Here is a 15,095-nt window from a genome sequence, read left to right on the forward strand (position 1 = left end):
GTGTAAGCACGGTAACGTGTTGAGCTAACCAGTACTAACGGGCGAAAGTTTGACCATCACTATCTTGCACTCGTGACGGACGCCTCCGCGTTCGGTCACCGCTTCTTATAAGAATCGCGATTTACCCAACAACACACGGCTGGTGCCGGGCGAAATACCCCGGCACCCGTCCTTCCGGTGAACATATCGGAAAGGTGACACCTGTTCCCATCCCGAACACAGCAGTTAAGCTTTCCGAGCCGATGATAGTGCATACCAGCGTGAAAGTAGGTATCGCCGGATTTTAAAAACCCTCTTGGTCTTTGGCCCAGAGGGTTTTTTCATGCGCCGCTCGCTCACTCCCATGAGCGTTTCGCCACAGAGGGCGGCACCGGACCGCGGATCACTCAGATATCGCGGATGTTCAGCCCTCGGTCTTCGCGCTGCTGGTGGGCCCGCCCCGCGGATCAGCCACAGAGGGCACAGAGCTCACAGAGGCGGAGGGAATGGTTGGCGAAGCTTAACTCCTTCACTTCAGACTTCCTCGGTGCTCTCTGTGTCCTCGGTGGCTTCGCAGCAACTCCCATGAGCGTTTCGCCACTGGGGATGGCACTGGACCGCGGATCACACAGATATCGCCGATGTTCAGCCCTCGAGCTTCGCGCTGTAGATAAACACGCTTCCCGGATCAGCCACAGAGGTCACAGAGCTCACAGAGGCGGAGGGAATGGTTGGCGAAGCTCAACTTTTTCACGTCGGTCTTCCTCGGTGCTCTCGGTGCCCTCTGTGTCCCCGGTGGCTTCGCAGCAACTGCCATGAGCGTTTCCCCCGATCTGACTGCAGCACTCCACTCGGCCGCTGCGGCCGAAGGGTTCTCTCAGTGTGGGGTCGCGGCGGCCGTCGAGCCCCGAGGGTTCTCGAGGCTGTTGGACTGGATCACCGCCGGTTACGCCGGCTCGATGCAGTACATCCCCGATCGCCGCGATGCGTATCGCCATCCGAGCGGCGTGCTCGAGGGGGCGCGGAGCGTCGTGATGTTGACTTATCCCTATCCGCGGCAGGCGGCCGAGCCACTGGCGGCGGGGCGGGGCAGGATGGCTCGCTATCTTGGCAGCGGTGCCGACTATCACGACGTCATCCATCCGAAGCTCAAGCGGCTGCGGCGGATTCTTCAGGAGGCGCATCCGGAGTCGCGGACGCGTGGGGTGATCGACACCGCTCCCCTGCTCGAGCGTGACTTCGGGCGACTCGCCGGGCTCGGATGGCAGGGCAAGAACACGCTGCTGATTGACAAGTTCGCCGGAAGCTACTTCTTCCTCGCCGCACTGGTGACCGATCTCGCGCTGCCAGTAGACCTTCCACACGAAAGTAGCCACTGCGGGACCTGCCGGCGTTGCTTGGATGCGTGCCCAACCGATGCGTTTCCGGAGCCGGGCGTGCTCGATGCGCGGCGGTGCATCAGCTATCTGACGATCGAGAGTCGGGAGCCGATCCCGCTTCAGCTTCGCGAGGCGGTCGGTTCCTGGTTTTTTGGCTGCGACGTGTGCCAAGAGGTTTGCCCATGGAATCGGCCGCGAGACTCGGCGCCGGTATCCGCGGCGGACGAAGGGACCGGCGGGGAGGCGTTTTGGCAGTCGCTCAGTTTGCTCGAGCTCTTCGATTTGGATGGCGAGGCATTTCGAGCGAGGTTCCGCAAAACCCCGCTATGGCGCTCCCGCCGAAGCGGTATCCTGCGGAACGCGGCGATCGTCCTCGGTAACCAGCGAGCCGAGGAAGCGTTGCCGGCGCTGCGGAAGGGGCTATTGGACCCGGACCCCCTGGTGCGGGGCGCCGCCGCATGGGCGATCGGTCGAGTGGGAGCGGCCGGCGGGAAAGGAATCTTGCGGGAGCGATTGGCGGTGGAGGCGGACGCAGAGGTCCGCTCGGAGATCGAGCGAGCGTTGCGTGGCGGTGCGGGTGGCGCGGGTGGCGACGAACGAGCGTTGCGGGCGCTGGACCAGGCAGAGCCATGAGCGTGGATGCTAGAGTATCATTCGAGACGCTTCATCTTTTTGCACGGAACCTGGGCCACTGAGTTTGGACGCACCCACGAAAGAAGCTCGTCTGCCGCTGGGGAATGTAGCGTTCCTGACTGCGTGCAGCCTTCTTCAGATGGTGTTCCAGTTTCTCCTTCTCACGTTGGTCGCGTGGTGGTTTGGAACGTCCCCGGCGGTGGATGCGTTCAACGCGGCGCTAGCGGTGCCGATCGCTGTCTCGGCGGTTTTGGCAGCCCCGTTGCCGCTGGTCCTGATACCCGAGATGGTGCGGTTGTTCCAGGACCGTCGGGATGCGGCATCCTGGCGGCTCGCCGCTTCGGTGGTGGGGCTGTTTGTCAGCCTCGGGACGTTGTTAGCGGCGGTGATTGCCTGGCGACCGCTCGGTGCGGCCGGGTTCCTGTTCAGTGGCTTCAGTCCAGGAGAGCTGGAGCTGGCCGCGGGCTTTCTGATCCGGCTGTGCTGGCTGATCCCGCTGAACGTCGCGATCACGCTGCTGCAGGCGGTCCATCATGCGCGGCAACATTTTCGGTTGGCCGCCGTCTCGAATCTGTTTGGCGTCACCGTTCCGCTGCTGTGGATCAGCGGGCTGAGCGAGGTGACGCTTCTGGACATCGCTCACGGCACGGTCGCTGGAGGGGTGGTCGCAGTTGCGACGCTCCTGCTGCCGCTCGGCCGCTCGCTCGCGGGCGGCGGGAGGTCGCATCGGTACTCCGCAGCGGAGCCGGGCGACGCGGGAATATGGCGGTTCTGCGTTCTAGTACTGCCGCTGTTGTTGGCGGGGATCTACGCTCGCATCGATCCGCTCGTCGACCGGATGATCGCCTCGCACCTCGAGCCGGGCAGCATCGCCGAGTTGGGCTATGCTCAGCGGTTGATGACGGCGCTGGCGACGCTCGTCAGCAGCGGGTTGAGCGTGGCGATCTTCCCTCAACTGGTGGCGCACGGTGAGGGAGCCCAGCAGCAGCGGCATGCGGGATTGCTGGCCCTGTCGTGGCGGTTCCTCGTTTTTTTGCTGGTGCCCTGCATCGTGGCCGTGCTCCTCTTCGGCCGCTCGATCGTTTCGGATCTTTTTGAGCGAGGCGAGTTCGGTCCCGAAGCGACCCGCAGCGTTGCCGCCCTGCTGAGCATTTTGATGGGGATGTTGGCGGCGGCCAGCATTGGTGAGATCGCTGCAAAATCGCTCTACGCTCGCGGCTACACGCGCGGCCCCGCGGTCATCGCAGTCGTCGGGTTTACGATCGGCGTGGTACTTAAGCTCACGCTCTCAAGGCCCTTCGGCATCGCCGGAGTGGCGGCTGGTACGACGCTCTATTACTTGCTCAACGTCAGCGTGTTTCTGTGGTTGATCCACACGACGATGGGGCGAGCTGCCTTCGGCGGGCTTTGGCCGGCGTTCGTCAAAGCGGTAGCGGCTTCGTTGGTCGCCGCGGCCGCCGGAGCGATTCCAGTGAGCCTGTTACCCCGGGGAGGAGCTCTGGTGGGCGGAGCGGTGGGATTGCTGGTCTACGTCGCCGCCCAGTCGCTGATGCGGAGTGAGTTCATGCCACGGGTGCTGCACCTGTTGCCGCGTCGAGAGGGGACCGCCCCGTGACGATTGCCGACCTCGAGCTCATCACAATTCCCTGTCCGATCTGCGGAAGCGATCGGGATCGTCCGCTGTGCGTCGCTCGCGATTACGTCTACTCGGTTCCCGGGGAGTTTCGCTTTGTCCGCTGCGAAGCGTGCGGGCACGTTTTCCTGAACCCTCGTCCAAGCGACGCGTCGCTGCTCGCCTGCTACCCGGCCAGCTACGGGCCTCATCTGGGAGCCAGCCCCTCGAGCAGCGAGCTCGCGCCCCGGCGCCCCGGATGGAAACGCTCTCTGGGGACGGTGACCGGCCTGCGGCGGCTGCTTCGCTATCTGGGGGACGAGCGAGCGACCGTTCTCCCTGCGCCTCCGCAGCCGGGGGAATCGCGGATGCTGGAAATCGGCTGTGCCCACGGGGGATTTTTGGAGCGGGCCGCTGCGCTCGGCTGGATCGTCGACGGCATCGAACCGTCGGAGGCGGCAGCCGCTCAGGCGGAGCGGCGCGGCATTCCCGTCTTCGTCGGGCGGCTCGACCAAGCGGAGCTGGCGCCGCAGTCCCGGGACTGCATCGCCTCCTGGATGGTTCTCGAGCACGTCCCAGATCCGCTCGCGTTTCTGAGCCTGGCTCACCGAACGCTGACGCCCGGCGGAGTGCTGGCGGTGAGCGTTCCCAATGCGGCTTCGCTCGAGCGGTGGATGTTTGGCCGATACTGGCAGGGCTACGATCCCCCGCGGCACCTGCAAGTTTTCTCGGCGTCCGAGCTCCGCCGCGTGCTTCATCGCGTGGGCTTCAGCGAGGTGCAGGTGATTTACCAGGCGGGGATTCGCGACTCGTATGCCGGTCTCGCGGCTTGGGGGATGGCCCATTTTCCGCAAGCCCGGTGGCCTCGGCGGTTGATGGAGATCTTCCGGGGCGAAACGCCGCGGTGGCTGCACTGGATATCGTTGCTGCCCGCCCGGTTGCTAGCGGTCTCAGGCTTGGCCGGCCGCATCACGGTGGTCGCCGTCAGGCCCCGAAACACCGTCGCTGGAACGGCCGCAGAGAATCGCTTCGAGGCGTCGCCAGTTGGCTTCGATGCTGTAGGAAGCGGCGACTAGCTCGCGGCCAGCCCGTCCGAGTTGCTGCCGTTTCTCCGCGTCGCTGAGCAGCTCGACCAGTGCGGTTCGCCACTCCGCTTCGGTCGTCGCGCGCCGCCCCACTGCATCCCCCGCCAAGATCTCATCATTGACACCGATCGGAGAAGCGATTCCCGGCGTTCCCACGGCCAAGTACTGAATCAACTTCAAACCGCACTTGTACTTCATCCACGGCTGGCCAGCAGGCAGCGGCATCAGGCCGATGTCCATCTCTTGCAGCAGCGCTACCTCGGTGTTCGGATCCCAACGGCGGTAGTCCACCTCGACTCCGCTGAGATCGAGCTCGGCGAGATGCTCGGGGCTGGGAGCGATGACGAGCAATCGAAAGGGAATCTCCGCGGCTGCGTGGCGGAGCGCGGCGGCGCAAACGGCGAGGAACTCCACGTTGTGCGTCGTCCCAATCCAGCCGACGGTCGGTTTCGCAGTTGTCGGGGGAAGCTGCCGCTGTGGGTAATCCGACAATCGCACGCACGTCGGAATCCCGTGCACCTCGGGACACAGCGGCCGGAGGACTTCTTCGAGGTAGCGGTTCCCGCCGATCGCCGCGTCGCACATCCGTGCGACCGCGGCGAATTTCTCGGGATGCAGCAAGTGAATTCCATCGTCGACGTCGAGCACCAAACGGCCGGTGCAGCGTCGCAGCTTCGCCTCAATGTTCCAGCTGTCGTCGTCGAAAACTTCGCGTTCGATTACGATTGCGTCGTAGTGCCGCAGCCGAGCCTGCATCGCATGCCAGTGCCGCGTCGTCCGCTTCAGGAGTTGGCTGGCTCGCCAGCCGATCGTGGGAAAGTAGTCATACTTTTGAGGAAAGCTGCACGCGACGTCGCAGCGATGCCCGGCCTGCCGAAGTAACGGCAAATAGGGGAAGACGCGAAAGCGAGTCGAGGGGACGGCGGCGCCAGAAGCGACGAACAGAAAACGCATGCGTCTTGGGGGGCACGGATGAGTCGAGCGAGTCGGCGGCAGTTCAGGTGGACGAGCGACGAGGGAACCGGGGGATGCGAGCAATTGTAACAGGTGTGGCCGGTTTCATCGGTTCGCATGTGGCGGACCGACTGCTGGCGCGAGGCTACCGAGTGCTCGGGATCGATGATCTCTCGGGAGGCTTTCGCGAGAACGTCCCCGCGGCGGTCGACTTCGAGCCCCTCAGCTGCAACGCTCCGCTGGACGATTTGTTCAAAGCCTATCGTCCCGATGCGGTCTTTCATCTCGCGGCCTACGCTGCCGAAGGGCTCAGCCACCACATCCCTCACTTCAACTACCAGAACAATGTGCTGGGGACGGTCAACGTGTTGGCTGCCAGCCAGCGAGCGGCGGCGGGGCACTTCGTGTTCACCTCTTCGATCGCCGTCTATGGGCATCCCACCGGCGGAGGAGCCTTTCGCGAAGCGGACGCCTGCCATCCCTGCGACCCCTACGGCATCGCCAAGCTCGCCTGCGAGCAGCAGATCCGCGCTGCTCACGATTACTTCGGCGGCCCTACCTACACTCTTTTCCGGCCGCACAACGTGTACGGTCCGCGGCAGAACATTGCGGACCTCTATCGCAACGTCGTCGGCATCTTCATGCGGTGTGGGTTGCAGGGCGAACCGTTCCCGATTTTCGGCGATGGCAGCCAGACGCGGAGCTTCTCCTACATCACGCCGGTCGCCGAAGCGATCGCCGCAGCGGCAACCGAACCGGCCGCCAAAAACCAGACCTTCAACATCGGTGGAGACCAGCCCACCAGTGTCGCGGAATTGGCTACAGCGGTCGCCGAGGTGCTGGGGGTCGAGCGGAAGATTGCAACGCTCGAACCGCGGAACGAGGTGCAGCACGCCCATGCCGACCACGAGAAGGCGGCGCGCGTTTTTCCCGAAGCTCTCGGCGAATCGGTCGAGCTGCGGGAGGGGCTTCAGCGGATGGCGGCGCAGGTCCGCACCGCCCCGATTCCAAGCCCCACGCCTTGCCCGGCCCCGATCGAATTACCCGCTCGCTTACCGCCGCGGTGGCAGTGAGGGGGGCTAGGAAGCCGCACCCTCATCGGCAACCGTCCCGTTTCCGACCCCGGTCGCTTCGATCGCCGAGACCGTGCTCCGCACCCGCCCGTCGCCGAGTTGAGTGACCAGTTCCTCGCCGGTTTGCACGTCGCGGATCGACCGCAGTAGTCCCTGGTCGGCCGCGCGATAGGTGGCCGAGTAGCCTCGCGAGAGCGTCGCCAGGGGGCTGAGGGCGGCGAGCGTCGCGGAGGCTCGTTGCAGCCGATCGTGGAACCGCCGCAAGTTCGCTTCGATCGCCCGTCGGCTACGTAGATCGAGCTCATCCAACCGCCGAGCGAGTTGCTGAAGGCGATCGAATGGCTGCGTGAAGACCGGGCGCCGCTCGAGCGACCGCAACCGCTCGCGGTACAGCTCCATTTGGCTGCGGATCGGCCGCAGCATGCGGTCGGCGTACTGGTCGAGCATCCGATGCAGCTGGGCGATGTCGGGGACGACCATCTCCGCCGCGGCGGTCGGGGTGAGGGCCCGAGCGTCAGCCGCCAAGTCCGAGAGCGTGACGTCGATCTCGTGCCCCACGGCCGAGACGGTGGGCACGGTCGACGCCGCCAGAGCACGGACCACCAGCTCTTCGTTAAAGCACCACAAGTCTTCCAAGCTGCCGCCGCCGCGGCCGACGACCAACACGTCCAGCGAAGGAGTGAACGCGTTGGCGGCGATGATCCCCTCGCAGATCGACCGCGCCGCGCCGGCTCCCTGGACTTTGGCCGGAATCACGATCACCTCGATCCCCGGCCAACGACGCAGCGCGACCTCCAAAAAATCGCGCACCGCGGCTCCGGTGGGGCTGGTGACGAAACCAACTCGCTTGGGAAAATTCGGCAGCGGCCGTTTCCGCTCCGGAGCGAACAAGCCTTCGTCGGCCAACCGCTGCTGCATCTGGCGGAAGGCCAGCTGCAGGGCGCCGATTCCTTGCGGCTCGGCTTTGCGAATCACCAGCTGGTAGCTGCCGCGGGCCGCGTAGACGTCGATGCTGCCAAAACAGATCACCGCTTGGCCGTCATCCAGGTCGAACGGCAGCCGCTCGGCGACGCTTCGCCAGATGATCCCTCGAATCTGGCTCTGGCCATCCTTGAGCGTCAGATAGATGTGCCCGCTCCGCGGCCGGGCAATGTCGGTCACCTCGCCGGAGACCCACACCGACGAGAAATTCATCTCCAGCGTGCCCTTGATCATCGCCGTCAGTTCGGAAACCGAGATCGCTTGGGCGGGATCGGGGGAAGGCATCGCGAGAGGAGGGGATGAAGTGCGAAATTCAGGCGGCCAGACGGACCCGGTTTAAAGCTGGTGCGGCGTCGCTGGCGGGCCGCGCCGACTCGTCCGGACCCGCCGTGACACCCAGTTGATGCGACTGCTGCGGCTGGGGGGCGGGCGTATGGAACAATCGTAACGCTTGGGGCGCTCGACGATAGGCGGCGTGGGGTCCCACCGGCCGCCCGGTCTCGGCCCACCGCTCGGCCGCTTCGGTGCACAGGTTCAGCGCTTCTTCAACGCGCTGCCGCCAATCCTCGATCTCGTCGCGCTCGAGCCGATCGGGAATTTGAATCGCCGGGCCGAGCAAGGCACAGGCTCGCGACCAGGGGCGGGGAACGGCGAAGCGGTCCCACGCCCGCCGGCTCCGCCACGGATTCTCATAGCCGAGTCCGACCGGAACCAGCGGGATTCCGAGCTTAGCCGACAGGTACAGGCAACCCGGAGCGAGCTGGCGACGAGGCCCTTTGGGACCGTCAGGCGTGAGCGTCAGGTTCTTTCCGCGGCCCTTGCGCATCAGCTTCCGCAGCGCCACAACCGCGCCGCGACGCGACGAGCCGCGGACCAGATCGAACCCCATCACCCCGGCGGCACGCGAGAGCAACTCGGCATCGCGGTGCTGGCTGACCAGCATCGCGATATTGCAGTGCCCGCGAAGGTAAAACATGAAGGGAATGTATTCATGCCAGAAGATGTAGATCGCCGGCCCCGCAAACCGCGGGTGCGACGGATCGTTCTCGACCGCGTAATACGACGCCTCGTAGCGAAGCGAACGCATCCAGTTGCGGATGAAGGTGGCTAAGCAAAGCCCCCCGAGGTCGGCGAAAAATTTTGAGGCGTGAGTCATGGCAATACCGCATTTCAAGTGCGTGGAATTCATCCTCCAGGACGGTTGGGAGCCGCCGCGTTACGACAGCGGAAACGTCCCGCTGAAGACTTCGGTGGCCGGTCCGGTCATGATCACGCTCGAGCCGGGGCCGGGCCAACGCAGGCGGAGGTCGCCGCCGCGGAGATGGTTGAGGATCTCCGCCTCGGTGCGACCGGTCAAAACTCCGGCAACACACACAGCCGAAGCCCCCGTGCCACAGGCCCAGGTCTCTCCCGAACCGCGTTCCCAAGTCCGCTGCCGGACTTCGTCGCGAGCGATCGTCTCTACAAACTCGACGTTCGTCCGCTTGGGAAACGCCGGGTGGTTCTCGATCAGCGGGCCGACGCGGAGCACGAGATCGTCGGTCGCTTCGGGGACGAAGATGACGCAGTGCGGATTGCCCATCGAGACGCAAGTCACCGCCAACTCGACGCCCCCCACGGTGACGGGCAAATCGACGATGCTGTCCCCCGCAGCCAGCGTCGTGGGAACCTCCTCGGGTCGCAGCCGGGGCGGTCCCATGTCGACCGTGGCCGTCACCGCTTTGCCCGCTTCGATCCCCAACTCGATCTCGAGCGGCCCGGCCCCCGTGTCGATCCGCAGCCGCGGCTGCTGGCAGATCCCGTGGTCGTAGACGTACTTGGCGACGCAGCGAATGCCGTTGCCGCACATCTCGCCTTCGCTGCCATCGGCGTTGAACATCCGCATCCGGGCCGCAGCCGTGTCGCTCGGCAAGATCAAAATCATCCCGTCCCCGCCGACCCCGAACCGGCGGTCGGAGATCCGACGCGCCAGGGCGGCTGGATCGGCCGGTTCGGGTTGGTCAAAACAGTTCACATACACGTAGTCGTTGCCGGCGCCGTGCATCTTGGTGAACCGGATCATCGCAGGTGCTGTCATCGTTAGGCTTCAGGCGTTGGGCTTCAGGCTTCAGGCTTCAGGCTTCAGGCGTTAGGCACTAGGCGTTAGGCACTAGGCTTCAAAGTCGAGATGGTTTCCCGCGCTCTCGCTCGGATCCTTGCCGCTGGAATCGCGGGCATGCTCGTCGCGGATATTTTCGTCGTGGGCATGCTCGTCGTGGGTGTCCGCTGCCTCGTCATTTGGCTGCTCGAGCAACTGCCGTCCATCGGCGTCGCGGTCGTGCGATTTCTGTCCGGCCTCGATTTCCGCCACCTCGCGGATCGGGGGATCGACCGCAGCCTCAGCCGAGGGACTCCGCCGCTCGGCGTCGGTTGCATGAGCCTGCGCGCGGGCGGTGCCTGCGAGCGAAGCGATTCCGGAGGTTGGGAGGATATTCATCGTGGCAAAGTTTAACGTTTCGCACCGAAGGGGAGTTCTCGACGGCTTGCCGAGCGAGGCGTCTCGCCGAGCTCCGCCGACCCTTGCTCACTCTGCCGATCCATCACCGGGAACATTCGCTCAAGCGTCTCGCCGACCGCATCGAGGGCCCTTCGCTCAATCTTTGGATCGGCCAGCGGGCCCAGAACATTGATCGTCCACAGCGTATATTTTTGGCTGCTCAGCGGTCGCACCAGTCGGCTCCAGACATTTTGGGGGCTGACGCGGGTGTTGAAGGTGAGATCCAGCTCGTGGCGGCTGTTGATCGTGCCCCCGCCTTGCAGAGCCACCAGATCGCCCCAGAGTTGCAGTTCGTTGAACGTCAGCAGATCCCCATCGATCGTGAAGCTGGTCGTTCCATCGGTAAAGGCGACGTCCTCGGCCGGTGTCAGCCGCAATTGGTTGAAGAGGTGAACGATCAGCGGCAACTGGTACAGATTCGTGTGGCTGACCTCCGCCGTTCCGACGCCGCGGAGCAGGTTGGCCGCTCCCATGATCCCTTCCAGGTGCACCTCGCCGGCAAAAACGCCGCTCAACGAAGCGTGCGATTGATTCAAGTCGGCCAAGAGCTGAGCGACGTCGGCTTGGTCGAGGGTGATGTCGACGCCGAACTGACCGCTCGAGAGCGCCATTTCACCGCGCATCTCGAGCACTCCTCCGAAGATTCGCCCTCGGATGGGAATCGTCTGCGAAGGGTCCTCGACCGTGGGAATGCCCATCTGCAAGCGGGGTCCGCGAATCGAGAACGGTCCCTCGATCTCGGTCAGCTGCAGGTCGTAGACGTGCATCGAGTCGATTCGGATCGAACCGTCGGCGGTCGCTGTCTCAGCACCGGCCGAACCTCGCACGAGAATTTCGCCGCGGATATCGTGGACCGGGCCGGCATCGCCGATCCGATTGCCTTCGAGCTGCAACAGCACATCCCAGCTGAAGACGGGCTGCGGCAGCTCCGGCGAAGGAAGGATCAGCTGCGTGGTGCCGCGAAGGCTGACCGGTTCTCGCAGCTGCAGCTTGGCAAAGCTGCCGCGGATCTCGGCCGGGAGGGCTTCGATCAGCTCTGCATCGGGACGCAGCCGACTGCCGGTTAGCAAATTGAGGTCGAGCTGCCAGCGACCATCGTCGCGGCGGTGGCATTGCCCTTCAGCCGACAACCGCGATGGACCGTGGTAGCCGTCCAAATCGCGGATCGTGATCCGGTCGCCTTCGAGCCGCACGGTGCCGCGGGAAATGTTCAAGCGATACGGCAGCGTCACCGGCGTGACGCTGACGTCGCGGCGGGCCACGCCCGAATTGCCGTACTGCTGGGCGACGACGGTCAGCCGTGGCGGGCCCGGCTGGGGGCCGTCGGCCAAGTTGACTTCCAGGTACTCGAGGACTCCCGAGGGGGCCAACGTGTCCCAGGTCTGGCGGGCCGCGAGGGGCAGGGCGGTTCGCAGCCCGTCGTCGAGCGGGATTCCGTAGCCGCGGAAAGTCAGGTCGAGCTTGCCGGTCAGCGCGGATGGGCTGCGAGAGGCTCGGCCTCCCGCGTAGGTCGCTTCGGGCGAGTACGTCGCGTCGGGCGAGTACGCTTGTGCGGACTGGTTCGTGGGCGCGGACGGGTTAGGTTCAGGGGGCGGCAACCAAACTCCCTCGCACTGAATCGACGCCCCGCCGTCATTTTGAGCTTGGAAGTGCGACAGCCGCACGCTCCGGTCGTCGACCGCGATCCTCCCGCGGACTTCGTACAACGGATAGGGGAATCCTTCGTAGCGGAGCCGCCCGCCGAGGATCTCCAAATCGAGCCGCTTGGTGGGTTGGCCGGTAGCGTCGCGTCCCAGGCGGGCGGCGAGCAGTTGGACCGAACCGCCGGGGGCGAGCGAGCGGACGAAGGTTTCGAGTTTGCCGGTGGGCTCGCCCCGCGGCGTCAGGGCCGAGAGCAATGTCTCGTCGATCGGTAGCGGGTTGTCCGCTTCGATCTCGATGAAGTGTTCGCTGCCCGAGTCCGGCGGAGTCAGTTGGAAGGCGCAGATCAGCTGGGCGTCGCCGGCGCGGCACGTCAGCCGCTCGGTCGTGGCGATGCGATTGCGGTAGCGGACGATCCCGTTGACTTCGCGGAGCGGGTAGGGGAATTGCTCGATCTCCAGCTCCAGCGAATGGCACTGGACCTCGGTATCGAAATTCCACCGCTGGCCATCGAACTGGACGTGACCGCGGACGTCGACGCGACCGTTCGGCTGCAGTCGCTCCCAAATCTCACGCCCTTCCTCCGGCAGCAGCGGCACGAGGCGGCGATCGAGCATCAGCTGGTCGGCGTCGACGCGGAGGGCCACGGGCGAAGGCCATGAGAGCCCCCGAACGACGCCACTGGTGTGGCACTCGGCACCGTCGATCGTGTAGCTCGCTCGCTCGATTCGCACGCCGCGGGGATCGGCCGCGAGCACGCCGCGGATGCCTTCGATCGAGTGTGGCAGTTGGGGGTGCTGGAATCGACCGCTGTGAACCGTGCACCGCGTCACCCACTGCTGCAGCGGAGCCGCCGTGGTTCCGCCGATCCGCAGATCGAGATCGACGATCGCCGAGAGCCCCAGCACCGGGGCGAGCCGCTGGCGGAGCTCGGGCGGTAGGCGTGCGAACACGAGCCGGTCGAGCGTCAGCCGCTCGGCCACGACTTTGGCTGCCACTCCACCATCGGGGGCGATTGCGGCCGAGACGCCAAAGGATTCGACAAACCCGCCACTCCCTTTGAGCGTGAGCTGTCGGCTGCCCGCCTCGCCCCCCACGGCCGGCTGACGAACGGCCACCGAAATCTCCTGCAATTCGCTCGCAGGAGTCTCGGCTCGCCAGTCGCGGCACAGACGAAAGCGGCTGTTCGAAGCCATCACCAAGGGACAACCGGGGCCCATCTCCGGCAGCGGCCAGAGTTTCTCGCTCGACCACCCGCCACCGGCTTCGGGCCACGCGTTCAGCTCGGCTCCGTCGATAATCACACGCCGCGCGAGCAGGGGAGCTTCCCCCTCGCCGAGTCGCTCGAGTCCCAGTTCGGTTTCGATCAGCAGCCGATCGATCTGCAACAGTGGCCGAGCGTCGGTCGGAAGCCGGGCGTCGCGAATCACGATTCCCGTCAGGATCACGCCGACACTCGGTTCATACCGACCGCCAGCGATCGTCACACTCAAGCCGCGGTAGTGGTCCTGCAACGCCTTTAAGAACGAGCGCCGGACCTGCTCGCCCACCGCATCGGGCAGCAGCAAGCGCCCGCACAGCAACAACAGCACGATGACCACGAGCGTCATCCCCCACCGCGACGCAGCTCCCGGACCCCGCGCACCTTTCGTGTCTCGCGCAGCTTTCGGGTCTCGCGCAGCTTTCGCCTCTCGCGCAGCCTTCGCGTCCTTCGCAGCCTCGGTCTTCCCGGGACTGCCGGGCGGCGGGCTGGGCGGTCCCGAAGTGGGTGGCGGCCCGTTCGATCGTCTCGTCGTTGCGTCGGCTTCCATGCCTCAGAACGATGCTTTCAAACGGAGGAACTGGTGGTGGCTGTCGTGGGGGCGAGCCGTCGCCACCAGTGCATGTACTGAGGTGCCGCCAAGACGATCAGGGCGACCAGCGCGGGCTGGCGGTAACGGATCGAGCCGACGAACACGGCGTGCAACAAGGTGAAATACAACACCGGCACGACCAACGGAAAGAGCGGAGACCGCCAGAACCGCCGCCCGACGGCGTAGATCGCTCCGGGCACCGCGATCGCCAATGCTCCCAAGGCGAACGCCCACCGCACCACCGCGCCTCCGGGAAGCTCGGCCGCCGAGGGCCAGGGCCACCAGGTGCGGGCGATCTTCGCTCCCGCCAACCGCACCACCTCGCCGGGATGCTCCCTTGCCCAGGCGACCGCCGCCGCCGCCATTCGCTGGTTCAAGCGGTACTCGAAGTTGGCTCGCGGCCCTCCTCCCGCCGCCGCGTCTTCGCGACGGAGTTCGGCGGCAAACTCGCTGCTGAATTCCATTCCCGTGTCGCTCGCCCCGGTCGCTCCCGCATGCCATCCGTCATACAGGCTGGCGCCGACCTGAAGCGTCGTCGGAACGAACTGGCCGGTGACGCGGTAGTTGCGGACCCACCAGGGCGCCATCGTCACCGCCATCGCCGTCCCAGCAACGATCGCCCAACCTAATTCTCGGCGGCGCTGCTCGGCCAACACCAAACGAAGCGCGAAATAGAACGGGAGAAATAGTAGCCAGCTGGGACGCGTCAGCACGGCGAGCCCCGAGAGGCAACCGGCCGCCCCGGCCAGCACGATTCCTCGCCCGCGGCGGCGATCCGCCTCGGGATGGTGCTCGCTCTGCAACAGGGCAACCAGAGCTCCCAGCACCAGCAACATCAACGGAACGAACGGCGCTTCGCTGAGCAGCAACACGCTCATCGTCACTCCGCCAGGATAGAGCGCCGCAAGTGTGCCCGCGATGATCGCGGTCCCGCGGCCATCGAGCCACACCGACAAACCGATCACCAATCCCACCGCTAACGTTCCCAACACGCAGCCGAGCAGCCGCGCCTTCCCCAGGCTGCGCGACCACAGCGGCTGCCGAGGATCGTCGGGCGCATGCAGCGGCGATAGCAACAAGGGATAGCCCGGTGCTCGAAAAACCGCCGCGTCCGGGCTTCCATACTGGTAGGGCAGTCCCGCCGCGAGCTGACCAGCCAACACCCAGTAGCCTTCGGAGTCGCCCATCCCAAAAGCTCGGTCCTGTCGGTCCAGCCGCGTCTGCCACCAGGAGGCCACGCCGATGCGGAGCCCCAGGGCTACGGCGAGCACCAGGAAAATCGAGATCCAAAAACGGCGATCCGACATCGGAGGAATCTGCGTCGGGATTTTTTCGGAGGCGGGCCAAATTTTGCCGGGGGCAACTGGTC

At 65.4% G+C, this 15,095-nt stretch carries 10 protein-coding genes, 1 rRNA gene and 1 pseudogene; 5 read left to right on the forward strand and 7 right to left on the reverse strand.

Annotation, left to right across the window (positions count from 1 at the left end; translation table 11 throughout):
* Window positions 1-173 precede the first annotated feature (173 nt).
* From rrf to GNK13_RS21985, 4 genes are all read left to right on the forward strand, one after another.
* A 5S ribosomal RNA gene (gene rrf / locus GNK13_RS16980) occupies window positions 174-282 on the forward strand.
* A gap of 512 nt (window positions 283-794) precedes the next feature.
* A complete protein-coding gene (queG, locus tag GNK13_RS16985; protein WP_164103751.1) occupies window positions 795-1,991 on the forward strand; it encodes a tRNA epoxyqueuosine(34) reductase QueG in 1,197 nt (398 codons plus the stop codon).
* Window positions 1,992-2,055: 64 nt separating this feature from the next.
* On the forward strand, window positions 2,056-3,606 hold the full coding sequence (murJ, locus tag GNK13_RS16990; protein WP_203545377.1) for a murein biosynthesis integral membrane protein MurJ: 1,551 nt from the start codon (window positions 2,056-2,058) through the stop codon (window positions 3,604-3,606).
* On the forward strand, window positions 3,603-4,679 hold the full coding sequence (locus tag GNK13_RS21985) for a methyltransferase domain-containing protein (protein WP_164103753.1): 1,077 nt from the start codon (window positions 3,603-3,605) through the stop codon (window positions 4,677-4,679). The genes murJ and GNK13_RS21985 overlap by 4 nt, the downstream gene beginning before the upstream one ends.
* Window positions 4,680-4,730: 51 nt before the next feature.
* Here the strand turns inward: GNK13_RS21985 and GNK13_RS17000 are convergent.
* Window positions 4,731-5,642 (reverse strand): annotated as a pseudogene (locus tag GNK13_RS17000) (glycosyltransferase); the annotation flags it as partial.
* A 74-nt stretch (window positions 5,643-5,716) separates the two neighbouring features.
* On the opposite strand from GNK13_RS17000, the gene GNK13_RS17005 reads away from it, so the two are divergent.
* Window positions 5,717-6,715 carry an NAD-dependent epimerase/dehydratase family protein gene (locus GNK13_RS17005; protein WP_164103755.1) on the forward strand — a complete coding sequence of 333 codons (999 nt, stop codon included), beginning with the start codon at window positions 5,717-5,719 and terminating at the stop codon, window positions 6,713-6,715.
* 6 nt (window positions 6,716-6,721) lie between these two features.
* Here the strand turns inward: GNK13_RS17005 and xseA are convergent, their stop codons facing one another.
* The 6 genes from xseA to GNK13_RS17035 all read right to left on the reverse strand — a co-directional run bounded on the left by xseA (window position 6,722) and on the right by GNK13_RS17035 (window position 15,033).
* On the reverse strand, window positions 6,722-7,981 hold the full coding sequence (gene xseA / locus GNK13_RS17010) for an exodeoxyribonuclease VII large subunit (RefSeq protein WP_164103756.1): 1,260 nt from the start codon (window positions 7,979-7,981) through the stop codon (window positions 6,722-6,724).
* A gap of 28 nt (window positions 7,982-8,009) precedes the next feature.
* Window positions 8,010-8,852: a lysophospholipid acyltransferase family protein gene (locus GNK13_RS17015; protein WP_164103757.1), complete on the reverse strand. Its 843-nt coding sequence runs from the start codon at window positions 8,850-8,852 to the stop codon at window positions 8,010-8,012.
* 60 nt (window positions 8,853-8,912) lie between these two features.
* A complete protein-coding gene (gene dapF, locus GNK13_RS17020) occupies window positions 8,913-9,773 on the reverse strand; it encodes a diaminopimelate epimerase (protein ID WP_235935290.1) in 861 nt (286 codons plus the stop codon).
* 72 nt (window positions 9,774-9,845) lie between these two features.
* Window positions 9,846-10,172, reverse strand: a complete 327-nt coding sequence (locus GNK13_RS17025) for a hypothetical protein (RefSeq protein WP_164103758.1) — start codon at window positions 10,170-10,172, stop codon at window positions 9,846-9,848.
* A gap of 11 nt (window positions 10,173-10,183) precedes the next feature.
* Window positions 10,184-13,483 (reverse strand): AsmA-like C-terminal region-containing protein, encoded by a 3,300-nt coding sequence (locus GNK13_RS17030; RefSeq protein ID WP_164103759.1) that lies wholly within the window; start codon window positions 13,481-13,483, stop codon window positions 10,184-10,186.
* A 218-nt stretch (window positions 13,484-13,701) separates the two neighbouring features.
* Window positions 13,702-15,033 (reverse strand): hypothetical protein, encoded by a 1,332-nt coding sequence (locus GNK13_RS17035; protein WP_164103760.1) that lies wholly within the window; start codon window positions 15,031-15,033, stop codon window positions 13,702-13,704.
* Window positions 15,034-15,095 lie beyond the last annotated feature (62 nt).

Source organism: Candidatus Laterigemmans baculatus, from assembly GCF_010367455.1.
Lineage (GTDB): Bacteria > Planctomycetota > Planctomycetia > Pirellulales > Pirellulaceae > Laterigemmans > Laterigemmans baculatus.